General features: G+C 70.5%; 24 protein-coding genes. 8 read left to right on the forward strand and 16 right to left on the reverse strand.

The features are described 5' to 3' along the window. Window positions 1-2: 2 nt before the first annotated feature. Window positions 3-1,220, reverse strand: a complete 1,218-nt coding sequence (locus A4U64_RS22065) for a DUF4185 domain-containing protein (RefSeq protein ID WP_065923114.1) — start codon at window positions 1,218-1,220, stop codon at window positions 3-5. A gap of 355 nt (window positions 1,221-1,575) precedes the next feature. On the opposite strand from A4U64_RS22065, the gene leuA reads away from it, so the two are divergent. The 4 genes from leuA (at window position 1,576) to A4U64_RS22085 (ending at window position 5,319) form a co-directional block, all read left to right on the forward strand. Beyond that, on the forward strand, window positions 1,576-3,384 hold the full coding sequence (gene leuA / locus A4U64_RS22070; RefSeq protein ID WP_050034480.1) for a 2-isopropylmalate synthase: 1,809 nt from the start codon (window positions 1,576-1,578) through the stop codon (window positions 3,382-3,384). A 155-nt stretch (window positions 3,385-3,539) separates the two neighbouring features. Beyond that, window positions 3,540-3,914: an SHOCT domain-containing protein gene (locus tag A4U64_RS22075; RefSeq protein WP_006932600.1), complete on the forward strand. Its 375-nt coding sequence runs from the start codon at window positions 3,540-3,542 to the stop codon at window positions 3,912-3,914. A gap of 25 nt (window positions 3,915-3,939) precedes the next feature. Beyond that, entirely contained in the window at window positions 3,940-4,722 is a 783-nt protein-coding gene (locus A4U64_RS22080; protein WP_065923115.1) for a crotonase/enoyl-CoA hydratase family protein, read from the forward strand. Between the two features lie 306 nt (window positions 4,723-5,028). Further along, window positions 5,029-5,319, forward strand: coding sequence for a hypothetical protein (locus A4U64_RS22085; RefSeq protein ID WP_029547150.1), 291 nt, complete (start codon window positions 5,029-5,031; stop codon window positions 5,317-5,319). 35 nt (window positions 5,320-5,354) lie between these two features. Here the strand turns inward: A4U64_RS22085 and A4U64_RS22090 are convergent, their stop codons facing one another. After that, window positions 5,355-6,728: a potassium channel family protein gene (locus A4U64_RS22090; RefSeq protein ID WP_065923555.1), complete on the reverse strand. Its 1,374-nt coding sequence runs from the start codon at window positions 6,726-6,728 to the stop codon at window positions 5,355-5,357. 155 nt (window positions 6,729-6,883) lie between these two features. On the opposite strand from A4U64_RS22090, the gene A4U64_RS22095 reads away from it, so the two are divergent. Together A4U64_RS22095 and A4U64_RS22100 are read left to right on the forward strand one after the other, a co-directional pair. Then, complete coding sequence (locus tag A4U64_RS22095; protein ID WP_065923116.1) at window positions 6,884-8,137, forward strand: Mur ligase family protein; 1,254 nt, start codon at window positions 6,884-6,886, stop codon at window positions 8,135-8,137. After that, a complete protein-coding gene (locus tag A4U64_RS22100; protein WP_043801677.1) occupies window positions 8,130-8,837 on the forward strand; it encodes a type 1 glutamine amidotransferase in 708 nt (235 codons plus the stop codon). The genes A4U64_RS22095 and A4U64_RS22100 overlap by 8 nt, the downstream gene beginning before the upstream one ends. A gap of 174 nt (window positions 8,838-9,011) precedes the next feature. On the opposite strand, the gene A4U64_RS22105 is transcribed toward A4U64_RS22100, so the two are convergent. Continuing rightward, complete coding sequence (locus A4U64_RS22105) at window positions 9,012-9,728, reverse strand: GAF and ANTAR domain-containing protein (RefSeq protein ID WP_050034479.1); 717 nt, start codon at window positions 9,726-9,728, stop codon at window positions 9,012-9,014. Window positions 9,729-9,985: 257 nt separating this feature from the next. Here A4U64_RS22105 and A4U64_RS22110 point away from each other — a divergent pair, with 257 nt between their 5' ends. Then, entirely contained in the window at window positions 9,986-10,219 is a 234-nt protein-coding gene (locus A4U64_RS22110) for a hypothetical protein (protein ID WP_029547149.1), read from the forward strand. A 216-nt stretch (window positions 10,220-10,435) separates the two neighbouring features. Beyond that, window positions 10,436-10,576, forward strand: coding sequence for a hypothetical protein (locus A4U64_RS28600; protein ID WP_006934528.1), 141 nt, complete (start codon window positions 10,436-10,438; stop codon window positions 10,574-10,576). Window positions 10,577-10,621: 45 nt separating this feature from the next. Here the strand turns inward: A4U64_RS28600 and A4U64_RS27875 are convergent, their stop codons facing one another. The 13 genes from A4U64_RS27875 to A4U64_RS22175 all read right to left on the reverse strand — a co-directional run bounded on the left by A4U64_RS27875 (window position 10,622) and on the right by A4U64_RS22175 (window position 23,777). After that, window positions 10,622-11,089 (reverse strand): hypothetical protein, encoded by a 468-nt coding sequence (locus tag A4U64_RS27875; protein ID WP_232334123.1) that lies wholly within the window; start codon window positions 11,087-11,089, stop codon window positions 10,622-10,624. 55 nt (window positions 11,090-11,144) lie between these two features. Then, entirely contained in the window at window positions 11,145-11,684 is a 540-nt protein-coding gene (locus A4U64_RS22120) for a hypothetical protein (RefSeq protein WP_050034478.1), read from the reverse strand. After that, entirely contained in the window at window positions 11,684-12,895 is a 1,212-nt protein-coding gene (locus A4U64_RS22125; protein ID WP_065923118.1) for an MlaD family protein, read from the reverse strand. Before A4U64_RS22125 ends, A4U64_RS22120 begins: the two co-directional genes overlap by 1 nt. Further along, entirely contained in the window at window positions 12,892-13,950 is a 1,059-nt protein-coding gene (locus A4U64_RS22130; protein ID WP_232334124.1) for an MCE family protein, read from the reverse strand. The genes A4U64_RS22125 and A4U64_RS22130 overlap by 4 nt, the downstream gene beginning before the upstream one ends. Continuing rightward, a complete protein-coding gene (locus A4U64_RS22135) occupies window positions 13,947-15,074 on the reverse strand; it encodes an MCE family protein (protein ID WP_232334125.1) in 1,128 nt (375 codons plus the stop codon). The genes A4U64_RS22130 and A4U64_RS22135 overlap by 4 nt, the downstream gene beginning before the upstream one ends. Next, on the reverse strand, window positions 15,071-16,108 hold the full coding sequence (locus A4U64_RS22140; RefSeq protein WP_065923556.1) for an MCE family protein: 1,038 nt from the start codon (window positions 16,106-16,108) through the stop codon (window positions 15,071-15,073). Before A4U64_RS22140 ends, A4U64_RS22135 begins: the two co-directional genes overlap by 4 nt. Beyond that, on the reverse strand, window positions 16,105-17,127 hold the full coding sequence (locus A4U64_RS22145; RefSeq protein WP_065923121.1) for an MCE family protein: 1,023 nt from the start codon (window positions 17,125-17,127) through the stop codon (window positions 16,105-16,107). Before A4U64_RS22145 ends, A4U64_RS22140 begins: the two co-directional genes overlap by 4 nt. Continuing rightward, window positions 17,124-18,422 (reverse strand): MCE family protein, encoded by a 1,299-nt coding sequence (locus A4U64_RS22150; protein ID WP_232334126.1) that lies wholly within the window; start codon window positions 18,420-18,422, stop codon window positions 17,124-17,126. The genes A4U64_RS22145 and A4U64_RS22150 overlap by 4 nt, the downstream gene beginning before the upstream one ends. Further along, window positions 18,419-19,279, reverse strand: a complete 861-nt coding sequence (locus A4U64_RS22155; protein ID WP_006947487.1) for an MlaE family ABC transporter permease — start codon at window positions 19,277-19,279, stop codon at window positions 18,419-18,421. Before A4U64_RS22155 ends, A4U64_RS22150 begins: the two co-directional genes overlap by 4 nt. Next, on the reverse strand, window positions 19,279-20,088 hold the full coding sequence (locus A4U64_RS22160) for an MlaE family ABC transporter permease (protein WP_029547144.1): 810 nt from the start codon (window positions 20,086-20,088) through the stop codon (window positions 19,279-19,281). Before A4U64_RS22160 ends, A4U64_RS22155 begins: the two co-directional genes overlap by 1 nt. 71 nt (window positions 20,089-20,159) lie before the next feature. Then, window positions 20,160-21,743 carry a fatty-acid--CoA ligase FadD5 gene (gene fadD5 / locus A4U64_RS22165; protein WP_050034473.1) on the reverse strand — a complete coding sequence of 528 codons (1,584 nt, stop codon included), beginning with the start codon at window positions 21,741-21,743 and terminating at the stop codon, window positions 20,160-20,162. Window positions 21,744-22,017: 274 nt separating this feature from the next. Continuing rightward, on the reverse strand, window positions 22,018-22,797 hold the full coding sequence (locus A4U64_RS22170) for an enoyl-CoA hydratase (RefSeq protein WP_006947482.1): 780 nt from the start codon (window positions 22,795-22,797) through the stop codon (window positions 22,018-22,020). Further along, window positions 22,794-23,777: an NAD(P)H-dependent flavin oxidoreductase gene (locus A4U64_RS22175; protein WP_084648675.1), complete on the reverse strand. Its 984-nt coding sequence runs from the start codon at window positions 23,775-23,777 to the stop codon at window positions 22,794-22,796. Before A4U64_RS22175 ends, A4U64_RS22170 begins: the two co-directional genes overlap by 4 nt. Window positions 23,778-23,881 lie beyond the last annotated feature (104 nt).

Genomic DNA, 23,881 nt, shown 5'->3' on the forward strand with positions numbered 1-23,881 from the left:
GCTCATCCCGCGACGGTCGTGCGCAGCAGCATGACGTTGTAGTCGCTCCAGCGGGACGCGACGAAATACAGGTCGTTGCCGCTGGACCACGGATGGATGTACGGCGCGTACAGGCCGCCGATCTGGGCGCCGGTGACGACCGCCCGCGGCGCGCTCCACGGGCCTTCCGGGCGCGCGCTCGTGCGCATCTCGATCTGCCCGCGTTCCTCGTTGCCGTAGAGGAGGACGAAGGTGCTGCCGGTCCAGTGCACCGACATCTCGCCGACCGGGGCGTCGACGACGGGGACCGCCGCATCGATCCCGCCGAGGATCCAGTGGGTGCCGGTCCAGAACTCGTAGGCGGTGAGGTCGCGGATCTCCGCCTCGGGCACGCGCGAGACGTAGGCCGGACCGAAGCGCCCGTCGGGCGTGCCGAAGTCGTAGACGTAGCCCTCGTGCTTCACGTACGCGTGCTGTTGGAAGTTGCTGTTGCCCGTCGCCAGTTGCTGGACGCCGGGGACCTCGACGGGGGTGTTCACTCGCGCGGTGGCCGGGTCGACGGTCCATGTCTCACCGTTGTCGGTCGAGTACGCGACGGCCGAGGCGTTGGTCCACCATTCGCCCGGTTCACCCCAGGCGCGCACCGACATGAAGTTGATGTACTGCGTGCCGCCGACCGAGATGCCGGCGGTGGGCACGACGGTGGTCTCGACCCCGTCGATGCCGACGCTGCCGAGGACCTCGCGGGCGAAGTTCGGGTCGGAGGAGAGCACCGGCGCCCCGGAGTAGCGATCCCCGGGTCGGGGGTCGGGCACGGCGATGCCGTCCGACAGCTCGGTGTCGCCGCTGCGCATGAGGATGTTGCGGCGCCATTCGTCGCCCTCGACCGAGCAGTCGCCGAAGGTGTCTCCGAAGGCCGCGAGCACCTGCCGGCCGGGGCCGGTCCCGCCGTTGTCCCACATGATTCCCAGGTCGGTGCCCGAGACGGAGAAGCGGGTGTCGGTCCGGTTCGGGCTGCGCGGTCCCGTGACCCAGGCGACGGTGCGGGTGGGCCCGGAGGTGATCGTCGGGAGCGGTCCCTGCGGCGTCCCGGCACCGGGGTTGCTGCTGCCGAAGCCGCTGCTTCCGGACCCGGAGCCCCCGCACGGTTCCGCTTGAGCGGTGGCGGCAAACGGCACCGCGCAGCCGAGCGCGAGCAGCAGCGCCGAGGAGAACGTCGTCGCCGACCGGACCGCCCTCATGAGCTCTCCTCCCGGCCGGGTGACCGAAACGCGTCTTCCCTGATACTCCTGTGACCGATGGTGCTTGTGTGACGAATGAGGTCAACGTATTGGATCGGCGGGGCTCGCGACAGCGCCCTCCGTATCGATCGGGTCACGTTCGTACGGCCTGCTCCGCTCGGCCCCGGCAGCGAAATCCCCGCATCCCGGGTGGGCTCCGGCGGGGGCGAGCGAGTACACTGCCTGGCATGCAGCGCGCGCTTCTCCTCGGCCGCCGCGGCGGGATCTGACCAGACCGGCTTCCCGTCGCGGGGTGTGGTCGCGCCGGTCGTATCCTCATCCGGACTCACCGGTCCCCTTTTTTTGGAGTTACGTCATGTCACCCGCCGACGCATTCACCTCCGGCTCGCGCACTATCACGCCGCCGAGCAAGCCCGCCCCCGCCGATCAGCCGGCGTGGAACACGCAGAAGAACTCCTCGATGCCGACCTACCGGTACCGGCCGTTCGCCGAGGAGGTCGAGCCGGTCACGCTGCCGGACCGCACCTGGCCGGACAAGGTCATCGACCGGGCCCCCGCCTGGTGCGCCGTGGACCTGCGTGACGGCAACCAGGCGCTCATCGACCCCATGAGCCCCGCCCGCAAGCGGCGCATGTTCGACCTGCTGGTACGCATGGGCTACAAGGAGATCGAGGTCGGCTTCCCGTCGGCGAGCCAGACCGATTTCGACTTCGTCCGAGAGATCATCGAGGACAACGCGATTCCCGACGACGTCACCATCCAGGTGCTGACGCAGGCCCGCCCCGAGCTGATCAAGCGCACCTTCGAGGCGTGCGCCGGGGCCCACACGGCCATCGTCCACTTCTACAACTCGACGTCGATCCTGCAGCGCCGCGTGGTGTTCAAGGCGGACAAGGACACGGTCAAGAAGATCGCCACCGACGCGGCCGAACTGGTACTCGAGGAGGCGAAGAACCACCCCGACACGAACTGGCGGTGGGAGTACTCCCCCGAGTCGTACACCGGCACGGAACTGTCGTACGCCAAGGAGGTGTGCGACGCGGTCGTCGACACCCTGGGCGCGACCCCCGAGAACCCCGTGATCATCAACCTGCCGGCGACGGTCGAGATGGCCACGCCGAACGTGTACGCCGACTCGATCGAGTGGATGCACCGCAACCTGGCCAAGCGCGACTCGATCATCCTGTCGCTGCACCCGCACAACGACCGCGGCACCGGCGTCGCGGCGGCCGAACTGGGCTACCAGGCCGGCGCCGACCGCATCGAGGGCTGCCTGTTCGGCAACGGCGAGCGCACCGGCAACGTGTGCCTGGTCACCCTCGGCCTGAACATGTTCAGCCGCGGCGTGGACCCGCAGATCGACTTCTCCAACATCGACGAGATCCGCCGCACCGTCGAGTACTGCAACCAGCTGCCCGTGCCCGAGCGGCACCCCTACGGCGGCGACCTGGTGTACACGGCCTTCTCGGGCAGCCACCAGGACGCCATCAACAAGGGCATGGACATGATGAAGGCCGACGCCGACGCGGCGGGCACCGACGTCGACGACCTGACCTGGGCGGTTCCGTACCTGCCGATCGACCCGAAGGACGTCGGCCGCAGCTACGAGGCCGTGATCCGGGTGAACTCGCAGTCCGGCAAGGGCGGCGTGGCGTACATCATGAAGCACGACCACGGCCTGAACCTGCCGCGGCGGCTGCAGATCGAGTTCTCGCAGGCGGTGCAGCGCGTCACCGACGGTGAGGGCGGCGAGGTCAGCCCCAAGGAGATGTGGGACATCTTCCACGAGGAGTACCTGACCCCGATCACCCCGCTCGAGCGGATCCGGCAGAAGGTCGCCGCGGCCGAGACCGACGACGGCACCGACACCGTCACCGCGGTCGTGAAGTATCACGGCAAGGAACAGGAGATCACCGGGTCCGGCAACGGCCCGCTCGCCGCCTTCGTCGACGCCCTGGAGACCCTGGGCTACCAGGTGGCGGTCCGCGGCTACGCCGAGCACGCCATGTCGGCCGGTGACGACGCCCTCGCGGCCGCGTACGTCGAGGCGGACGTGACCCGGCCCGACGGGGTCTCGGCCCTGGTCTGGGGTGTCGGAATCGCGCCGTCCATCACGACGGCGTCGCTGCGCGCGGTGGTCTCGGCGGTGAACCGGGCCCACTGAGCCCTCCGGTCCCGCGAACACCGCGGCAAACGGCGCGAATTCGGACGAACGCGGCGGTACTCTTTCGCAGGAGTGCCGCCGCGTGTCCGTTTGTCGGCCGGGCGAATCTCGGTTCGGATCCGTCTCCGCACGTGCCCCACGAAAGGGAGCGTCACATGGATTTCTGGGACATCATCTGGTTCATCATCGTCAGCTTCGCGTTCATCGCGTACCTGATGGTGCTCTTCTCCATCATCGGGGACCTGTTCCGCAACCACCAGCAGTCCGGCTGGATCAAGGCGATCTGGATCGTCTTCCTGATCTTCCTGCCGTTCCTGACCGCCCTGATCTATCTGATCGTCAACGGCAAGGGCATGGCCGAGCGCTCCGCGCGGGAGTACGCCCAGGTCAAGCAGGCCCAGGACAGTTACATCCGCGAGGTCGCCGGCAAGTCCCCCGCCGAGCACATCGCCGACGCCAAGGCCCTGCTCGACGCGGGCACCATCACCGAGGCCGAATACCAGGCCCTCAAGGCCAAGGCGCTGGCCTGACGCCGCCCCCGGGGGGATCACGACGATGACGTCCGATCCGGTTCGGGTCCGCCGCGACGGGCCCGTCACCACCATCGGGATCAACCGTCCCGAGGTCCGCAACGCGGTCGACCGGGAGACGGCGCAGGCGCTCGCCGACGCCTTCCGCGCCTTCGACGCCGACGACGAGGCGGCGGTCGCCGTCCTGCACGGCGAGGGAGGCACCTTCTGCTCCGGCGCCGACCTGAAGGCGATCAGTGAGGGACGCGCGAACCGGGTCGCCCCGGACGGTGACGGGCCGATGGGCGTGTCGCGGATGCGGCTGTCCAAGCCCGTCATCGCCGCGATTTCGGGCCACGCCGTCGCGGGCGGGCTCGAGCTGGCGCTGTGGGCCGATCTGCGCGTCGCCGAGGAGGGGGCGGTGCTGGGCGTGTTCTGCCGCCGCTGGGGCGTGCCGCTGATCGACGGCGGCACGGTGCGGTTGCCGCGGCTCATCGGCGAGAGCCGCGCGATGGATCTCGTCCTGACCGGCCGTCCCGTCGAAGCCGACGAGGCGCTGCGCATCGGGCTGGTCAACCGGCTCGTGCCCGCCGGGCAGGCGCTCGCCGCGGCCCGCACGCTCGCCGCCGAGATCGCCGCCTTCCCCCAGACCTGCCTGCGCCGGGATCGTCTCTCCCTGCTCGAACAGCACGGTCTCGACGAGGACCAGGCGTTGCTCAACGAGTTCCGGCACGGCACGGTCTCCCTCGCCCACGACACGCTCGAGGGCGCCTCCCGGTTCGCCGCCGGCGCCGGGCGGCACGGCAGCTTCGGCGAATCCGGCAGCTAGCCGGAGCCGTCCCACACCACATGGCCGTCGGCCCGCACAGTAAGGAAACTCGTGACCGCGGCGACGGCACACGCGCCGCGGCATCAGCGAACATGTCGGGGTGAACGAAGCATCCGGAGCAGAGAACGAACCGATGCCGTCCGAGGCCAAGGACTTCGGCCCCCTCTTCCATGACACGAAGGCTGACCTGCAGCCGGGGGACTTGCTGAAACCGCCCCTCGCGCACTCCAGGCTGTTCGCAGCCGGTTGACGTTCTGTGTCCCGGTTCCCGGACCGAAAGGACCGTATAGGCAGGGGGAATCGAAGATGTACGTCCTACCGCGAACCCAGCTGGGGAAGCGCGCGTTGTGGCTGCTGCTACCCGTGCTGCTCTACCCCCTGTACTGGTCCGTACTTCGCCTGATCCCCGACTCGTGGCGGGCTCTCAGCATTGCGGCAGGCATCGCCATCATCGGGCTCGCTGGCGTCTCGCTGGTCACGGCAGGCCTGGCCATCTTCCGGAAGGGGGAGCGGTCGATTCTCCTTGTCGTGATCGCCTCCCTCACGCTTCTACTCGTCGTCGCCTTCGCTGTTGGCGAGGCCTTCGGCGGTCGCTGACGTCGGGACGGTGCTCTCCGGCATACCACCGACGGCTACCGCAGGCTCGTCCCCACGCCTGCAGCCGACGTGTGCCGGCATCCACCCGGCGACGCGATCGGCAGCTCCTCGAACCGGCCGTCCGGGAAGCGCAGGTGCACGTGCACCGCACCGGCGACCACCCCCAGCGGCTCGCGACCCAGCAGGCGCGCGAGCACGTACGTCGCGCTCAGGCTGGTCACGTCGCGGATCACGCCCAGCGGCAGCAGCGAGCCCGTCTCGGCGAGCACCTCGCGCTCGCCCGCGCGCAACACCAGCCGCAGGCCCGGCGCGACGCCCTGGACGGCGAGCGAGACCGCGACGTTGTCCCGGTCGTCGGAGCCGACCGCGGCGAGCGCCGCCGCGCGATGCACCCCGACGCGTTCGAGCAGCCGCCGGTCGCCGCCGTCGCCGACCACGGCGGGGATGTTCAGGTCGCGCACGAGCCGCAGGTTGCGGGCATTGGTGTCCCGCTCGACGCCCACCACCGGGATGCCGAGGTCCCGCAGCTCCCGGCACAGCCGCAGGCCCACCTGCCCGAGGCCCACCACGATCACGTGCCCGGAGCGGGGCAGCGACCGGGGGCCGAGCAGCGCGGTCAGGCGGGGGCCCAGCAGCCGGTCCACCACCCCGGCGGTGAACATGGCGGTGAACACGATCGTCGCCAGCATCGCGGTCGACGCGATCGCGGCGTACGCCTCGTTGCCGTGCGGATCGGCCGCCGGGCCCACCGTCGTGACCACGCGGACCGCCTCGTGGAACGCGTCGATCGCCCCCTTGCCCTCCCCGAAGGTCAGCCAGGCCCAGTCGCCGAACAGCACCGCCGCCAGGCCGAGCAGCCCGGCCAGCAGGATGCGGGTGCCGGTCTCGTGGGTGCGCAGCACCGCGGTGAGCTGCCCGGCCCACCGCTGCCACACCATCCGTCGCGGTACCGCGACGGGCACCTCGTCGAGCACGTCGCCGGCCACGCGGATGCCGCGCGGTTCGCGGGTGGAGGTCACGGCCAGCAGGTCGGGTGCCACGCACGGCCCGGCCAGGGAGGCCACGGCGAGATCCGCCGGCGACGTCACGTCGCACTGCGGCAGGAACCGTGCGAGCTGATCGCCGATCGTGCGGTCGAAGATCGTCGCGACCATCGGTGCGTCCGGCTGCAGGTGCGCCGCGGCGAGCGCATACCGCAGCGCGACCACGTCGTCCTGCAGGAGCACCGCGATCCCGGCGACCGGCGGCCGGTCCAGGAGGGCCCGCAGCTCCTCGTCGTCGGGCCGGGGCGCGTGCCGCACCGCGCAGCCGAGGTCGACGAGCGAGGCGCAGACCCGGCGCGCGACGGTGGTGTCCCCCACCACGACGTACGTCCCGGTGTTCCCGCCGGTTGTATCCGCCTCCGCCACGGCGACCACCTCCCCGCCTCAGGGGACCACGCAACCTGCGGCGGCGCATCCGGCGGCGCGGTCGCTGTGAGCGATTCCCGCAGCGTAGCGGCGTGTGACCGTGCGGACACGGCCGCGCCGCGGCGGTGGAGGCGCCGCTGTGGAAAACTCGCGACGTGGGTACAAGCACTCGAATCACCGGGCGCGGGCGGCTGGCGCTGCGCGCGGCGAAGGCCGCCTCGTGGGCGTCGCAGAAGGCGGGGCGCGGCAAGGGGTCGATGATCGGCGGCCTCGTCGCGCTGAAGATCGATCCGCGCCTGATGGAACAGCTCGGCCGCGGCCGTCGCACCGTCCTGGTCACCGGCACCAACGGCAAGTCCACCACCACCCGGATGACGGCGGCGGCCCTGGAGACGATGGACGCCGTCGCCACGCAGGCCGACGGGGCGAACATGGACGCCGGCATCGTCGCCGCGCTGGTCGCCCACCAGGAGGCGCCGCTCGCCGCGATCGAGGTCGACGAGCTGCACACCCCGCACGTCGCGGACGCCCTCGACCCCGAAGCGATCGTGCTGCTCAACCTCAGCCGCGATCAGCTCGACCGCGTGGGCGAGATCAACATGATCGAACGCAAGCTGCGTGCGGGCCTCGAACGCCACCCGGACGCGGTGGTCGTCGCCAACTGCGACGACGTGCTCGTCACCTCCGTCGCCTACGACCACCCGAACGTGGTCTGGGTGGCGGCCGGTGCCGGCTGGTCGGGCGACTCGGTCAGCTGCCCCCGCACCGGTGAGCCGATCCTCTGGGAAGACGGGCGCTGGCACAGTACGGGCTCGGATTTCGCACGGCCCGAACCGGATTGGTGGGTCGACGACGAGAATCTCTACGGGCCGGACGGTCTGGTGCTGCCGATGACGCTGACCCTGCCCGGGCGCGCCAACCGCGGTAACGCCGCTCAGGCGGTGGCCGCGGCGGTCGCCCTCAGCGCCGATCCGGCCGCGGCCGTCGCGGCCGCGGGTGTCGTCGAGGAGGTCGCCGGCCGGTACAAGACCGTGCAGGTGGGTCCGCATTCGGTGCACATGCTGCTCGCGAAGAACCCGGCCGGGTGGCAGGAGGCCCTGTCGATGATCGACCCGACGGTCGACGGTCTCGTCATCGCGGTCAACGGGCAGGTGCCGGACGGGGAGGACCTGTCGTGGCTGTGGGACGTGCGGTTCGAGCACTTCGAGGGCGTGCACGTCGTGGCGTCCGGCGAGCGCGGCACCGACCTGGCCGTACGGCTGACCTACGCCGGGGTCGAGCACACGTTGGTGGCGGATCCGATCCGGGCCATCGCGTCGTGCCCGCCGGGACGGGTCGAGGTCCTGGCCAACTACACCGCGTTCCGGGATCTGAACACTGCCCTGGCGAAGGGAGCCGCGCATGTCTGAGTCCACCGTCCGGATCGGGCTCGTGCTGCCCGACGTGATGGGCACCTACGGCGACGGCGGCAACGCGCTGGTCCTGCGGCAGCGCCTGCGGATGCGCGGGCAGGACGCCGAGGTCGTGTCGATCAACCTGACGGACCCGGTGCCCGAGTCCCTGGACCTGTACACCCTCGGCGGGGCCGAGGACTCGGCGCAGCGCCTCGCCACTCGGCACCTGCAGCGCCATCCGGGCCTGCAACGGGCGGTCGAACGCGGGGCGCCGGTGCTGGCGATCTGCGCGGCGATCCAGGTGCTCGGCAACTGGTACCAGACGTCGGCGGGCGAGCGCGTCGACGGCGTCGGCCTGCTCGACGTGACCACCACTCCGCAGCAGACCCGGGCCATCGGCGAGGTGGTCACCACTCCCCTCGTCGAGGGCCTGCGCCTGCCGCTGACCGGATTCGAGAACCACCGCGGCGGAACGACTCTCGGCCCCGCCGCCCGTGCACTGGGCCGGGTCACCCGGGGCGTCGGCAACGGCGTGGGAGACGGCGTCGAAGGGGTCGTCCAGGGCTCGGTGGTCGGCACGTACATGCACGGCCCGGTGCTGGCCCGCAATCCCGAGCTGGCGGACCTGCTGCTGACGCGCGCGCTCGGTGTGGACTCGCTGCCGCCGCTGGACCTGCCGGAGGTCGAGCAGCTGCGCCGCGAGCGGCTCGCCTGACCCGCCGCTCGGACGAGACCGCCCCCGGACAGGGGTTCGGCCCGGGAATCGCTTTCGCAACCTCCGGGCCGGATCTCTGCTTCACGAGCCTCTGTCGTCCTCGGACGTCTGCTCGATTCGCACTACTGATGTTACCTGCATCACACCCCGATGGCAAGGGGTGGGATCCGGGGTTCAGCTACTCCCCTTGATCTCGCGGCGATGCTGGTCGACGACGGTGCGGGCCAGCTCCGCAACCTTGACGTTGACCTGCTGCGACGTCCGGCGGAGGAGATCGAAAGCCTCGTCGTCGGAGATCTTGTTCAGCGCCATGAGGAGCCCGATCGCCTTGCCGATCTCCCGATTGCTCTCGATGCCGTTGCGGAGCGAGGCGACGTCCTCGCCGCGGGAGACGGCGGCGACGCAGACGGCCGCGAAGGCGGCCAGGACGGTGCCGTTCGCGGCGGCCGCGAGGTCGAAGGCCCCAGGCGTGTCGGAGAACAGGTTCAGCGACCCGACCTTGCGGTCGTCGACCCGCAACCGGAATCCCATCGCCCCCCGCACGGGCGTCTGCTTCACGACGCCGGGAGCCAGGTGCGGCCACTGCTCGGAGACGCTCAGGTCCGGCTCGATCTGGGCGGCCTCCTCCTCGATCGCATCCAGGCACGGCCCCTCGCCGGTGGCGCGCTCGAGGTCGTCGACGTGCCGCGCGACGGCGTCGGAGGCGCCGACGGTGACGTACGCCCTGCCTTCCCGCAGCATGAGGCTCGCATGGTCGCAGCCGGGAACCAGCATCGTGGCGGCCACGCAGATCGCCGCGTACGCCTCCGAGGGCTCGGCGCCGCCATAGACGATCTCGGCCAGTGCGGCGAACACCGTCGCCGGATCAGCCGCGGACTGTCCGTTCTGCATGAGCGCTCCTCGACCTCTTCGCCGCGCCCTTCCGTGCGGGGCGTCGGATCGCCATTCAACCAGAGACGCCGGAACACCCCCCTATTCGCCCGGACGGCGAATTCGCTTCCTACATGCGAATTCGGGGCGGTCCGGCGGTGCCGCGGCACGAGTTGGACATCCGTTCGAGTGGCGCCGGTCGCTGTGATGCGGTACAACACATCGGCATTGGTTTTGTGAACCAAGTCACGATTTGTTTGCAGGGGGATAAACCGAATATGACAGGCACGGCAACGCGCCGCCACACAGCACACGACGAGGACGCCCGGAGCACCCCGTTGGTGCTCACGTCCACCACCGGCGCATCGACGTCGGGGTGGCGCTCCGCCCTCGGGCACGCACTCGGCACCGCCGTCTCCGTCAGCGCCGCGGCCCTCATGGTCACCGGCCTGACGGCGATCGGCACCACCACCACCGTCACGGGTCTCGTGTCCTTCCTCCGGACGAACTGATCGTCCCGGTCGACCGAGCCCCGTCCATTCCGACACCACAGACAGGAACAACACCACAGATGCACACCTCCGCTGTCGCCGCGGCCCGTCGCTCCATGAGCACCGAGGAGATCAAGGCCCGCATCGAGGCCATGTTCGCGGAACACGACCAGCAGGAGCACCCGACGGCCGACTGACCCTCGGCAACTCGGGCCACACGTCGAGAGGAGAACCGAAATGAACGCGAACGTGGTCCAGCTACTGCTACTGCTCGGTGCCGCACTGGGCGGCACCGCGGCCTTCAAGGCCTACCTGGTGCGATCGGATTCCGAGCATCCGCACCTGTCCGACGACCTGGGCCCCCGGCCCCGGTACTGACGAGACGGCACCCGCCCGGGAGACTCCTCTCCCGGGCGGGACTTCTCAGCCCGGGCCCGGACGGCCCAGCCCTCGGAGCACCGTGCGGGCCAGTCCCGACACGTCGCGCCACGGTCCGTGCAGGACCGGCAGTATCTCCGCCGGCAACCGGGTCAGCTGCCGGCGGGTCGCCGACACCGGGGTGAGCAGCCAATCGGCGGTGTCCACGATCCGTTCGATCTTCCGGAGAGTGAGGTCCACCCGGTCGATCGACGCGCCGAGCCGGTCCACCGCCACGGCGAAGTCCCCGAGCTGCTCGTCGAACCGCCCCAGCACCCGGTCGAAGTTCGCGAGCGAGACGCCGATCCCGTCGGCCACGCCCTCGATCCGGGCGATCGTCACGTCCGCGTTGAGCGCGGCCTGTGTCAGCCTCCTGATCCGTCCCGACGTACCGTCGCCGGGTCCGGTCAGGTCCGCCATGTCACCGCGCCGCGCCATGTCACCGCCCCGCGCCATGTCACTGCCCCGCGGCATGTCACCGCCCCGCGGCATGTCACCGCCCCGCGGCATGTCACCGCCCCGCACGCCGTCATTTCGCATCCGCTCCCTGCAGCAGCCACCGGTCGTCCACCCGAGCGAGGGTGATCAGGAACCGCGTCGCGTCGACCCGCCCGTCCGGCACCGCGACGTTCTTCACGTCCTGGTCGAGGAACACGAGCACCGTCGCGCGATCCGCGTCCAGTGTCTCGACCGCGGCGTGCGACACGGTCGCGACGGACACACCGTGCCCGTTCTCGACGAGCCCGCGCAGGTCCCCCGCCACCGAGCGGTACTTCTCGGCGAACTCCCCGGTGGAGACGTCGGTGACCGCGGCCAGCGCATCGTCGAAATGCTGGTAGTCGTAGGTGCCGAGGGCGATCGCGTACTCCCGCGCCCGGTCCAGCGCGTCGGCGCGCAGGCCCTCGGTCTGCTCGGCCTGCCACCACCGGAATCCGCAGAAGCCGGCGGCCGCGGCGAGCAGCACGATCAGTGCGGGCGTCAGCCATCGCCGCACCCGGGAGCGCGGGGCCGGCGGATCCGGCGGCGCGGTCGCGGGGGTGTCGTCGACAGTATGGTCCGTGGTCGGCATCAGTTACCCAGTCCTTCCAACAGCTTCTGCCAGTACTGCAGCACCTCGACTCCGGTCGGGACGAGCAGCGGGTCCTGCGCCATGTCCGGCCCGGTCACCCTTCCCGGGGTGCTCTGGTGTTGCAGTCCGAGGTCGTCGGGCCGCGGTGCGACGCGGGCGCCGCGCTGGGCGAGGTCTTCGCCCGGGGGGCAGTAGAGCGACAGGTTCGGCGTGCGGGGGCTTTCGTCGCCGACCGCACGGCGCTGTGTGTCGTAGTAGCAGACCGGACCCTGCGTGGCGACGAGCGAGAAGTCGCCGCGGTCGCCCTTGACCACCGAGGTCAGATCGCCGAGTGCCGCAGGGATCGAGTCGAGGCCGGCCGCCAGCGCCGGGGTCCGCGGGGCGAGCACATCGCCCACGGTCACCAGGTTCGTCAGCAGCAGCCCGTAGTCGTCGCGGGTCTCGGCGAACAGCTCCTCCGTCTTCGCCAGCGTGTCCGGCGACCGGTCCAGCAGGTACACGAGCGCGTCCCGGCTGCCCACGAGCTGATCGGAGACGTCCCGGACGGCGCGCATCGCACCCGGGAAGGTGCCGGCGTCCTCGGCGAGCGTGTTCACCAGATCGACACCCTGTTCGAGGAGTGCCGCCAGGGCCGGCGCCCGTTCGGATGCCATCGTGGAGAGGGCGTCGGCGTTCTCGATCATCGACTGCAGGTCCGCTCCGGTCCCGGCGAGGGCGGTGCCCCACGTCTCGCCGAGCGTGGCGACGGACTGCGGATCGATGCTCTCGACCAGTGCGCTCATCCGCACGAGCAGCTGATCGAGGCGCAGTCCCTGCTCGTCCGCCGGGACCTCGACGGTGTCGCCGTCCGTCAGGTAGGGGCCGTCGGCGGTCTGCGGTTCGATGTCGAGGGTGAGGATGCCGATCGCGGTCGCGGTTGCGATCCGTCCGGTGCTGCCCACCGGGATGCGGGTGTCCGGATCCAGCACGAGCACCGCCGTCGAGCCGCGACCGCCGTCGTCGATCGTCACCGATTCGATCTCCCCTACCGCGACCCCGCGGTAGGTCACCGTCGTTCCGGGGCCGATACCGCGGGCGTCGACCAGGTGCGCTCGCACCTCGATGCCGCCACCGAAGCTCTGCGGGCCCAGGACGTAACGGACGCCGAAGGCGGTGGCCAGCAGGCCTACCACAACGAACAGTGAAACCTGCACCAGCACCGGGCGTTTCATCGAACACCGCCCCGAAGCAGGTCCGGCAGCCCCGCCGGGACGGTGACCGGCGGCGACTCGCCGAGCATCGTCACCGGAACGCCGCCGGTGAGCAGCATGTCGATCGCTCCCGGCACGTCCAGGGCGCCGTCGAACAACAGGTAGTCGCCGTGCACGGACCGCGCGAAGCCGTCCATGAAGGCGTTCATGTTGGTCAGCGCAGACCCCACGGTGTTGTTGAAGTCCCTTATCCCGGACAGTATTTCGTCCAGGTCGTCGACCGCTCCGCCGATCCGGCCGGAGTCCGCCAGCACCGTGTCCAGCGAGGTGAGCACCGACGAGGTGCTCGAGACCAGCGACCGGAGGTCCTGCTCCTGAGCGGCGAGCAGGTCCACGACCTCCGCGCTGCTCGCCAGACCGTCGTCGATCAGCTGTTGCTGCTGCGCCAGCCGCGCGGCCACCGCGTCGGTGGCCCGCAGCGCCCGCGAGATGTCGTCGCCGTTCTCGGCGGCCAGCGCCATCGTCCGGTCCGTCCGCTCGAGCAGTTCCCGAACGGTCTGCCCCCGGCCGCCGAAGGCGGCGTTCAGCTCGGTGGTGATCGTGCGCAGCTGGTCCAGACCGCTGCCGTTGATCACCTGTCCGAGCATCGCGAACGTGGCCTCGAGTTCCGGCCCCATCTCCGTCCGGTCGATGACGTCGCCGTCGGCGAGCAACTCCGGCGACGGCTGCTCCGGCAGATCGATCTGGACGAACGGGTTGCCCAGCGCGGACGGCAGCCGCACGGAGGCACCGACGTTCGACGGAAGCGCGGCCCATTCACTCATACTCAGTTCGAGGAAGGCCCGGTGCCCGTCCGTCGAGATCCCGTGGACCCGGCCGACCACAGCCTGACCTGCCCGCACCTCGGTGCCGGGATCGATCCGATCGGTTCCGTCGAACACGGCGATCACGCGGTAGGTCTCGCCGGCGCCGCTGCGTCCCGTCGGCAACTGATGCAGACCCAGTCCGCAGCCGGTCACCGAGACGGCCACCGCGGTCAGCGCAGCGACGAATCCCATTCTTCCCCAAGGGCTCACCGGACGCCTCCCTCGTTCAGCGCCCGGTCGAGCGACTCCGGCACGAGGTCCTGGAACGGATCGGACAGGTCGAAGGGAACGGTGATCGGGTTGGTGAAGCCGGCGCCCGTGCACAGGGGAAGGCGCTCGCGCTCGCAGAGTTCCCTCGCGCGGGGAAACTGGCCGACCTGGGTGGAGATGTTCAGGCGGATACGCGCGGTGGTGTCGGCGCCGATCGTGTTGTCGATGTTCTGCATCGCCAGCGGCAGCACGTCCATGAACTCGGCGAAGTCGACCTCGTGCTGTGCGAGCTGCCCGGTGAGGACCTGGGCGTTCGAGACGACGGCGGCGATGTCCTCGCCGCGGGAGCCGAGCAGGACGTCGAGCCGATCGAGGATGGTCGTCAGCTGACCGATCGGCCCGGCGACGTCGAGGTTCTGTCGTTGCATCTCGGCGCCGAGTTCGGACAGCCCCCCGGCGAGCTCGGACAGGGAGCCCTGCCGGGCGTCGACGGCGGCAACCGCGACGCCGAGGTCGTCGACGAGGGCACCGATGTCCTCGGACCGGGCACCGAACACCGAGCCGGCCGCCCCGAGCGCGCGCAACGCCCGGTTGATCTCCGGCCCGAGACCTGCGGTGGCGCCGGCGGCGAGGTCGAGGGTGGATCCGAGCGACCCGGATTCCGGTCCCAGCGCCGCGGCGATCGTATCGACGCTCTCGAGCAGTTCGTCCCAGTTGATCGGCGCGTGACTGCGTTCGGGCGGAATGACATCGTCGCCCTCGAACCGCGGTCCGGCGGTGTACACCGGGCTCAGTTCCACGAACCGGTCGCTGATGATCGACGGGTTCATCACGAACGCCGACACGTCGGCCGGCAGCGTGATGTCGTCGGGGATCCGCATCGTCACCTCGACCACCGTTCCGGCCGGTTCCACGGCTTCGACGGTGCCGACGGGCAGGCCGAGGACCGCGACCTTGCTCCCCGGGTAGATGCCTCCGACGGACGCGAACTCGGCGGTCACGGTGCGGGTGCGGTCGGTCCCGACGAACACGTACCAGGCAGCGGCAGCACACAGCGCCGCGACGACGACGATCCCGATGCCGCGCAGCAGCCGGGTCTTCCGCGTGGTTCCGACGGTGGTCACCGGCAACCCTCCATCACTCCGAGGGCACACAGCAGGTTGTCCGGGATCGGCCCGGCCGGGGCGTGGACGTCGACCCAGTTGCCGTTGCCCGAGGCGTCGGCCGCGGCGCGCAGGGCGGGCGGAAGCCGGGTCATCAGCACGTCGATCTGCTCGGCGTTGCGGTTCAGCGTGTCGGTCACCGACCGCATGTTCCCCAGCAACGCGTCCATTTCGCCGGAGTTGTCGGTCAGGAACGTCGCGGTGTGCTCGGTGAGCAGCCGCAGATCCTCGACGAGTTGCATGAGGGATTCCTTACGGGCTTCGAGGATCGACACCACGGTCGTGGCGTTCTGCACGAGCAGCTCGACGTCCCGGCTCTGGCCCGCCACGATGGACGTGAGCGACTTCGACGCCTGCAGCAGGGAGTGGATGCGGGCGTCGTTGCGGGACAGCATCTCCGCCGCGGCGGTGGCTCCGGCGAGCGCATCGGCGATCCGGCCCGGGTCGGACGGCACGGCCTCGGCCAGGGTGTGCATCATCGCCTCGAGGGCGGGCACGTCGAGTTCCCGGGCCACGTGCTGCGCCTCGGACGCGAGGTCGTCGAGGCTGTACGGAACGGAGGTCCGCGCCAGGGGGATACGCCCGTCGGGCAGTTCTCCGGCACCGGCGGGCGTCACCGCCAGGTAGATCTTCCCGAGGATGGTCCTGAGCCGCACCTCGGCGGTCGTCCGGTCGCCGAGCGGCTGGCCGCCGTCGACGCGGAACGTCACGATCACCCGGTCCGCCGCGAGCTCGAGGCTCTCCACCCGTCCGGCGGGCACACCCGCCACGTACACCGGATCGTTGGGTTGCAGACCGGCGGCGTTGGCGAATTCCGCGGTGTAGCCGTTCGTCCGGAGCAGGTACGTGGCCCGGGGCGCGGCCAGGGCGACGGTCATCACCAGGGCGACGAGGACGATGCCCACGGCCCCGACGACGAGCGGGTTGCCGGCGCGGCCGCGGCGGCCCGCGAACACGGCCCGCAGCGCGTCGCGAATCTGCTGCGCGCGCCTCATCGGCACACCTCCGAGTACGTCGAACCGAAGATGTTGGTTTCGAAATCGCCTGCCTTGATGGTGAAGTTGCACATGTAGAGGTTCAGCCAGCCGCCGTAGTCGCTGATGCGGTTGAGGCTGTCGGCCAGTTCCGGCAGCCGGCGCACCGCCTGCTCGAAGTTCTCCGTCTGCGGGATCCAGGCGTCGGTCATCACCCGCAGATCGGTGACGGACCGGTCGAGGGGCGCCATCGCGCCGGCCATGAGCACCGCCGTCGAACGCACCGCGGTGCTGCCACGGTCGACGAGCGTGGCGAGTTGCTCACCGTCCCCGGCGAGTGCGTCACCGACGACGGCCAGCCCGGAGAGCAGCCGGCTGATGTCCTCGCTGCGCCGGTCCGCCACGGCGACGAGCGTCTCGAGATTGCCGACCAGACTGTCGAAGACCTGCTCGTGGTCGGCGATGTCGCTGCTGACCGCGGCGATGTGCAGCAGCAGGGAATCGAGGGTGCCGCCCTGCCCCTGGAACGCCTCGATCACCGCGGTGGCGAGCGCATTGATCTGCGCCGGATCGATCGACTCGAACAGCGGCTCGAATCCGTTGACGAGCGCGGTGAGATCCAGGGCGGGTGCGGTCTGCTCGATCGGGATCGTCGCGCCCTCCGGCAGTACCGTGCCGGTGCTGCGCTCCGGCAGTGTCAGCGCGACGTACCGGACGCCGATCATGTCGCCGTAGTTGATGTCGGCGGTGACATCGGTGGTGAGCTCGAATTCCGAGTCGATCTCGAAATCCACCACTGCCCGCGAGGTCCCGTCGTCCCGGGGGGCGAACCTCACGTCCGAGACGCGCCCGACGCGCACGCCGGCGAGCGTGACGTCGCTGCCGGGGCTCAGCCCCTCGACGTCGGTGAACTCGGCGGCGTAGTCGCGGGTGGGCCCGGTGACAGTACTGTCGAGGGTGTTGCCGACGACGACCGCGGCGAGGACCCCCACCGTGCAGAACGCCGCCAGGCGCAGCGCCGGCCGGAGCAGCGTGTTCACGAGACCGCCACCTCCGTGCCGCGGACCAGGGGTGCCAGCAGAACCGAGGCCGCGGTGGACGGGTCCACCTCCGTCGCCTTCGGGTCGGACGGATCCACACCGCCCGCGATCTGCTCCAGGTAGCCGAGGGTGTCGCGTTCGGTTGCGGCCGAGAGGACCGGCCGGCCGTCGACCGGGTCACCGCAGTTCGCGCCGTCGAGGCCGGGATAGCGCGGGCAGTCCGCCGCGGTATACGGCATCGGATCGGAGAAATCCACGACCGCGGTGATGTCGAACCGGCCGGTGGCGAAGACCCGCGCGCCGGCGTCGCCGAAGGTCGTGAGGTAGCGCAGGGTGTCGTCGAGGCCGGTGGTGTCCGCGGCGAACGTACCGAGCACCGGGCCGCCGTTGCGGACGACCGAGATGATCCGGTCGGTGTTCTCCGACATCAGCGCGGAGCCCTCGGCGGCCAGGCCGGCGCCGCCGCGCAGCAGCCGCGCGATGCCGTCCCGGCGCTCGAGGACGATCTCGGAGAGCGTGGCCGCGTTCTGCATCGTGCCGATCATGTCGTCCGTCGCTGCGGCCATGGCCTCGGTCACCGCCGCCAGCTGCGGCGACGCCGCCAGGCCTGCGTCGATCCGGGGACCGAGCTGCTCGGTGAGCGCGGCGGTGCGGTCGAGGGTCCGGCCGAGGGTCTCACCGCGGCCGGCGAGCGCCTGGCTCATCGCGTCGAGCGCGACCGCGAGCCGGTCCGGGCGCAGTTCCTGCAGCAGCTCCGTGGTGGTGTAGTACAGGCCGGCCAGTTGCACGGCCTCGGCCGAGGTGTCCGCGGTGACCTGCGCACCGTCGCGCAGGCGCGGCCCGGCGGCGGGGTCGCCGGGCGGCACCAGTTCGAGGAAGACGTCACCGAACAGGGTGCGCGGCACGATCCGCACCCGCACGGCTGCCGGGATGTTCCGGATCGCGTCCGGGTCGAGCTGCATCGTGATACGCGAGCCGGTGACACCCGCGTCCAGGTGGGCGAGACGACCGACGTGCACGCCCTGGTACTGCACACCCGCGGCACCGAAGATCACCCCGGCGCCGGCCGGGACGACGGCGGTGATCTCCGGATCCCTCGACAGCCCACCGGATCCGGAGACGACGAGCAGTCCGCCGGTGACGGTGAGCACCGCGACGGCGAGCGCACCGACGACGGCCAGCGTGCCGGTGCGCAGTCCGAGCCGGCGACTGCGGCGGGGCGCCGCGGACCGGGTCCGGCCGTTCGGCGGGATGCCCGTGCCGGACGGAGTCGTCGGGTCGCGTTGGGTCGTCACGCCAGCCCCACCCCCGGCACGGTGGGCACGAGACCCCACAACGCGAAGGTCAGGACCACGTCGGTGATGCCGATGGCCAGGATGCTGGTGCGCAGTGCGCGCCCGGCGGCCCGGCCGACGCCCTCCGGGCCGCCCGTGGCGTGGTAGCCGTACGAGCAGTGCACGATGCCGACGATCACCGCGAACACGACGGCCTTGGTCAGCGAGTACCACAGGTCGGCCGGGGAGAGCGCGAGGTGGAAGTAGTAGTCGTAGGTGCCGGCCGAGTTGCCCTGGAAGGTGACGACCACGAGGCGCGTCGCGACGAACGCGGACAGCAGGCCCACCATGTAGATCGGGACCACGCACACGGCCGTGGCGATGAGCCGGGTGCTGGCCAGGAAGGGCACCGACTTCACGGCCATGGCGTCGAGGGCGTCGATCTCGTCGGAGATCCGCATGGCGCCGAGCTGCGCGGTGAAGCCGGTGCCCACCTTCGCGGCCAGGGCGATGGACGCGACCACCGGCGCCAGTTCGCGGGTGTTGGCCAGAGCGGAGAGCATGCCCGACAGCGAGGTCATCCCGATCAGTTCGAGACCCCGCTGGGTTTCGACTCCGACCATCATCGCGGCGACGGCGGACATCGCGAACACGATGCCGATGGTGCCGCCCCCGGCGAGCAGGGAGGCGTAGCCGAAGCTGACCTCCCCCACGTGGTACATCACGTGCTTGAAGTAGCGGCGCAGCGCCGTGGGGACACCGGCGATCGCCTCGACCGCGAACACCACGTGCCGACCTACCGTGGCGAACGCGCCGACGACCCCGGTCAGCGACCGATGGACGGCCCGGGCCTGTGTCACCGCCGAACAGGAGAGCATCAGTACGTCCCCACGGCCGGCACCATCACGGTGTACATCTGGGACAGAACGGTGTTGACGACGAACACCATGACGAATGCCAGCACGACCGCCTCGTTGACGGCGTCGGCCACGCCGCTGGGACCGCCCTTGGCGTGCAGGCCCTTGAACGCGGCGATCAGGGCGGAGGTGATCCCGAAGAACGCCGACTTGACCATCGCCGTCGCGAAATCCGACAACCGGCCGTATTCGCCCAGGGTGCGGAGGAATCCGCCGCCGGAGGCATCGTTGAGGTAGATCTCGTACAGATAGCAGGCGCCCACCCCGACGAGCGTGACGAGCGCGCAGAGCATCACCGACACCAGGACCGCGGCGAGCAGCCGCGGCACGACGAGGCGCTCGATGACGTTCAGCCCCATCACCTCCATCGCCTCGATCTCCTCGCGGATGGTGCGGGCGCCGAGATCGGCGCAGATCGCGGAGCCGCCCACGCCGGCCAGCATGAGGGCGCACACGAGTGCGGCCGCCTGTCCGACCACGACGAAGGCGACGATCGCGCCGGAGTAGGCGCCGGCTCCGAGCTGGCCCGCCAGGGATCCGACGGAGACCGCGATGAGCACCCCCACGGGCAGCATCAGCAGCAGGGCCGGACCGCTGCACACCTTGGCGATGAACAGCGACTGCGTGATCGTCTCGCGGAGCGAGAGGCGACGGCCGACGACGACGCGCACGGTCGTGGCGAGGGTCTCCACCGAGAACCCCACCAGCGCACCCACCTGGATCGCCAGGTCGTGCACCGGCCCCCTCGCCTTGGGCAGCTCGAACGTCACTCCCACACTCCCGTACGCGTCATCGCGGCGTCCCCCGTCCCCCGATGGAACCTCTTCGGCCCCTGCGGTCTTCAGCCCTGCACGACCGCCGACAGGCCGCCGCGCAGCTGGTGCTTGACGACCTTGCCGCTGGCGTTGCGCGGCAGGGCCTCGACGATCACGACCTCCTTCGGATGCTTGTAGCGCGCGAGCTGCGCGTCGAAGAACGGCTGCAACTCGTCGAGCGTGAGATCGTCGTGGCCGGGCCGCAACGCGATCACCGCGACCGGCACCTCGCCCCACTTCGCGTCCGGACGCCCGATCACGGCCGCCTCGAGGATCTTCGGATGCGAGAACAGCACGTTCTCGACCTCGGCGCAGTAGATGTTCTCACCCCCGGAGATGATCATGTCCTTCTTGCGGTCGACGACGTAGACGAATCCCTCCGCGTCGACGCGCACGAGGTCGCCGGAGTGGAACCAGCCGCCGTGGAACGCATCCGCCGTCGCAGCCGGGTTGTTCCAGTACTCGCTCATCATGGTGGGCCCGCGGTAGACGATCTCGCCGACCTGACCGGGCGCCACGTCGTTCATCTCGTCGTCGACGACGCGCGCCTGGATCGTCGGGATGACGCGGCCGACGGAACCGAGCTTGCGCAGCGCGTCCGCGCCGTCCAGCACGCAGGTGATGGGCGACATCTCGGTCTGGCCGAACACCGCGACGTTCGACGCGTCGGGGAACGTCTCGGCCATGGCGCGCAGGATGGTGTCGGACGACGGCGCCGCGCCCCAGGAAATGTTGGTCAGGGCCAGCTTCCGCGGATTCGCCTGCTGGGCGGCGCACACCGCCTGCCACTGCACCGGCACGAGGAACAGGTTGGTGACCTGCTCGGCCTCGAGGACGTCGAGCAGGTCGTTCGGGTCGAACGCCCCGACCGGATGGATCACGGTGGTAACGCCCAGCATCAGGTTGGGCGCCATCGCGCCGAGCGCGGCGATGTGGAACATCGGGGAGGCGCAGAACCCGACGCCGGACTCGTCGAACAGGTGGAACGCGCGGATGCACGTGAGCGCCTGCGCGGACATGTTGCTGTGGGAGAGCACCGCGCCCTTGGGCCGGCCCGTGGTGCCGGAGGTGTACATGATCAGGGCCGGGGTGTCGTCCGGGACGTCGACCGCCGGGTGGGGGTCGCCCGCCTCGGCGATCAGATCCTCGTAGGCGAGGCCGTCGCCCTCGGGGATGCCGCCGACGGTGACGGACAGTTCCAGGCCTTCGCCCTCCGCACGGGCCGCGGCGGCCAGCGGAGCGAGCGGCGCTTCCACGATGATCGCCTTGGATCCACTGTCCCGCAGCAGGAATGCCACCTCGGGTGCGGTGAGGCGGAAGTTGACCGGGACGGCGATCGCACCGAGGGCGTTGGCGGCGAGCACGGTCTCGAGATACTCGGGGCGGTTGAGCATGAGGACGACGACCCGGTCGCCGAAACCGACGCCGCGCCGCGCGAGGGCGTCGGCGAGCCGCTCGACCCGCTCGTGCAACTCCGCCCACGTGATCGACCGGCCCTGGAACCGCAGCGCAGTGCGGTCCGGGATCATCAGAGCGTGCCGAGCGACGTGGTTGTTCCAGTTGTTGCGGCGCAGGCGCTGGGTCTCGGCGAGGGCTGACGGGGTGACCATGAGGGTTCCTCTCGGGGCGTGACGGGGGTGCCGACGGGACGCGATCCCGGTTCTCGATGTGAGGCACATTACAGGCATCGGCCACATTCGGCCACCACTTTGTTAATCGAAATTCTCATTCGATCTGACCGTCGATGCAGGGGCGGGTGCACGCAGCACGGGACCGCTCTCCGGCATTAATGTTACTGCTGCCCAGGGGTATAACAGAGATCATCGGCGCAGACCCGCCCCTCGGCGGCCCGGGCACCCGGGCCTGGAAGTATGCGAGCGATCGTCAGGAGAATCGGGGTGGGCGCTTCTCGAGCATGGCCATGGCCGCCTCGGCGAAGTCCGCCGAGGCGAGCAGCTCCGTCTGGCCGCTCTTCTCCCGTGCCAGCGCGTCGTCGAGCCGGCCGAGCGTCGCGGCGGCGAGGGCCCGCTTGGTCAGCGCGACGGCGCGCCGCGGCGTGGTCGCCGTCCGGGCCGCCACGGCGTCGACGTGCGCGGCGAACTCCGCGTCGGGCAGCGTGCGCGCGACGAGGCCGAACCGGTCGGCGTCCGCGGCCGAGACCCGCTCGCCGAGCAACGCCATCTCCGCGGCCCGCGCACGTCCGACCGCGGCAGGAACGAGCAGGCTCGCGCCGCCGTCGGGCATCAGCCCCATGTTCACGAACGACAGCAGGAAGTAGGCGCTCTCCGTGGCGTAGGTGAGGTCCGCCGCGACAGCCATCGACACACCCACCCCCGCGGCCGGGCCGTTGACGGCGGCGATCACCGGCACCGGAACCGTCGCGATGGATCGGATCACCGCGTTCGCGGCGTCCATGACCTCGGACGGGTCGGCCGGGTTCGTCGCCGCCGCAGCGATATCGGCTCCGGTACAGAACGCGCTCCCCTCGCCGGTGAGGACGACGGTGCGAACCCGGGGATCGGCGCCGGCCTCGTCCAGCGCGGCGCCGAGCGCCCGCATGGTCGGCAGGTCCACGGCGTTCATCCGCTTCGGCCGGTCGATGGTCAGACGCAGGATGCCGTCGGCGAGTTCCGACCGCAGCCCCTCGACGGTCGGCGTACTCATGCCCGGACCCCCTGTCCGACGAATCCGCGGAGCCGGTCCTCGATGATCGACTCCGCCTCGGTCACCATGCGGTCGACGAGTTCGGCCACGGTCGGGATGTCGTCGATCAGGCCCTGGCTCTGCCCGGCCGTCCAGATGCCCGCCTCGAGATCGCCGTCCTCGAACACCTTCCGGCCACGCGCCCCGGCGACGAGGTGCGCAATGTCGCCGAACTCGGCTCCGCGCGATTCGATCTCGACGACCTCCGCGCTGATCGAGTTCGCCGCCACGCGGGCGGTGTTGTGGAGGGTGCGGAAGATGAGCCTGGTGTCGCGTTCGGTGTTGGCGACGATCTGTTCCTTGACCGCGTGTGCGACGGGCGACTCGACGGTGCACATGAACCGGGTCCCCATGTTGATCCCGTCCGCGCCCAGGGCGAGCGCCGCGACGAGGCCGCGCGCGTCGGCGATGCCGCCCGAGGCGATCACCGGGATCTGCAGTTGCCGGGTGGCCGCGGGGATCAGGACGAGGCCGGGCACGTCGTCCTCGCCGGGATGACCGGCGCACTCGAACCCGTCGATGCTGACGGCGTCGACGCCGACCCGTTCCGCCTTGAGCGCGTGCCGCACGCTCGTGCACTTGTGGACGACCTTGACGCCGGCGTCCTTCAGGTGGGGCAGATGGTCGACCGGGTTGGAGCCGGCGGTCTCGACGATCTTGATGCCCGACTCGATGATGGCCTGCCGGTACTCGGCGTACGGCGGCGGGGTGATCGACGGCAGGATCGTCAGATTGACGCCGAAGGGCTTGTCGGTGAGCTCGCGGGTCCGGGCGATCTCCTTCAGGAGGTCCTCGGGCGTCGGCTGGGTGAGCGCGGTCAGGAATCCCAGGGCGCCGGATTCGGCCACGGCGGCGACGAGCTCGGCGCGACCGACCCACATCATCCCGCCCTGGACGATGGGGTGCTCGACCCCGAATGCCTCGGTGAATCGGGTTCTCACTGGACCTCCTCGGATCCTGGACCTGCGCCGCGAGCGCAGGGGACGGACACGTCCGGCGCAGCGCCGGGTACCGCGATGACTTCAAGAATTCCCGTTAACTTTCG

Origin of the sequence: Rhodococcus sp. WB1 (assembly GCF_001700945.1) — a bacterium.
Classification (GTDB): domain Bacteria; phylum Actinomycetota; class Actinomycetes; order Mycobacteriales; family Mycobacteriaceae; genus Rhodococcus; species Rhodococcus aetherivorans.

Bases quoted from the DNA above. Each gene is read 5' to 3' on its own strand.
- A4U64_RS22085 (WP_029547150.1), top strand. From the start codon at position 5,029: ATGTACGTCCTACCGCGAACCCAGCTGGGGAAGCGCGCGTTGTGGCTG.
- A4U64_RS22170 (WP_006947482.1), bottom strand. From the start codon at position 22,797: ATGAGTACGCCGACCGTCGAGGGGCTGCGGTCGGAACTCGCCGACGGC.
- A4U64_RS22155 (WP_006947487.1), bottom strand. From the start codon at position 19,279: ATGCTCTCCTGTTCGGCGGTGACACAGGCCCGGGCCGTCCATCGGTCG.
- A4U64_RS22110 (WP_029547149.1), top strand. From the start codon at position 9,986: ATGACAGGCACGGCAACGCGCCGCCACACAGCACACGACGAGGACGCC.
- A4U64_RS22100 (WP_043801677.1), top strand. From the start codon at position 8,130: ATGTCTGAGTCCACCGTCCGGATCGGGCTCGTGCTGCCCGACGTGATG.
- A4U64_RS22125 (WP_065923118.1), bottom strand. From the start codon at position 12,895: ATGAAACGCCCGGTGCTGGTGCAGGTTTCACTGTTCGTTGTGGTAGGC.
- A4U64_RS28600 (WP_006934528.1), top strand. From the start codon at position 10,436: ATGAACGCGAACGTGGTCCAGCTACTGCTACTGCTCGGTGCCGCACTG.
- A4U64_RS27875 (WP_232334123.1), bottom strand. From the start codon at position 11,089: ATGCCGCGGGGCAGTGACATGGCGCGGGGCGGTGACATGGCGCGGCGC.
- A4U64_RS22105 (WP_050034479.1), bottom strand. From the start codon at position 9,728: ATGCAGAACGGACAGTCCGCGGCTGATCCGGCGACGGTGTTCGCCGCA.
- A4U64_RS22120 (WP_050034478.1), bottom strand. From the start codon at position 11,684: ATGCCGACCACGGACCATACTGTCGACGACACCCCCGCGACCGCGCCG.
- A4U64_RS22140 (WP_065923556.1), bottom strand. From the start codon at position 16,108: ATGAGGCGCGCGCAGCAGATTCGCGACGCGCTGCGGGCCGTGTTCGCG.
- leuA (WP_050034480.1), top strand. From the start codon at position 1,576: ATGTCACCCGCCGACGCATTCACCTCCGGCTCGCGCACTATCACGCCG.
- A4U64_RS22065 (WP_065923114.1), bottom strand. From the start codon at position 1,220: ATGAGGGCGGTCCGGTCGGCGACGACGTTCTCCTCGGCGCTGCTGCTC.
- fadD5 (WP_050034473.1), bottom strand. From the start codon at position 21,743: ATGGTCACCCCGTCAGCCCTCGCCGAGACCCAGCGCCTGCGCCGCAAC.
- A4U64_RS22080 (WP_065923115.1), top strand. From the start codon at position 3,940: ATGACGTCCGATCCGGTTCGGGTCCGCCGCGACGGGCCCGTCACCACC.
- A4U64_RS22075 (WP_006932600.1), top strand. From the start codon at position 3,540: ATGGATTTCTGGGACATCATCTGGTTCATCATCGTCAGCTTCGCGTTC.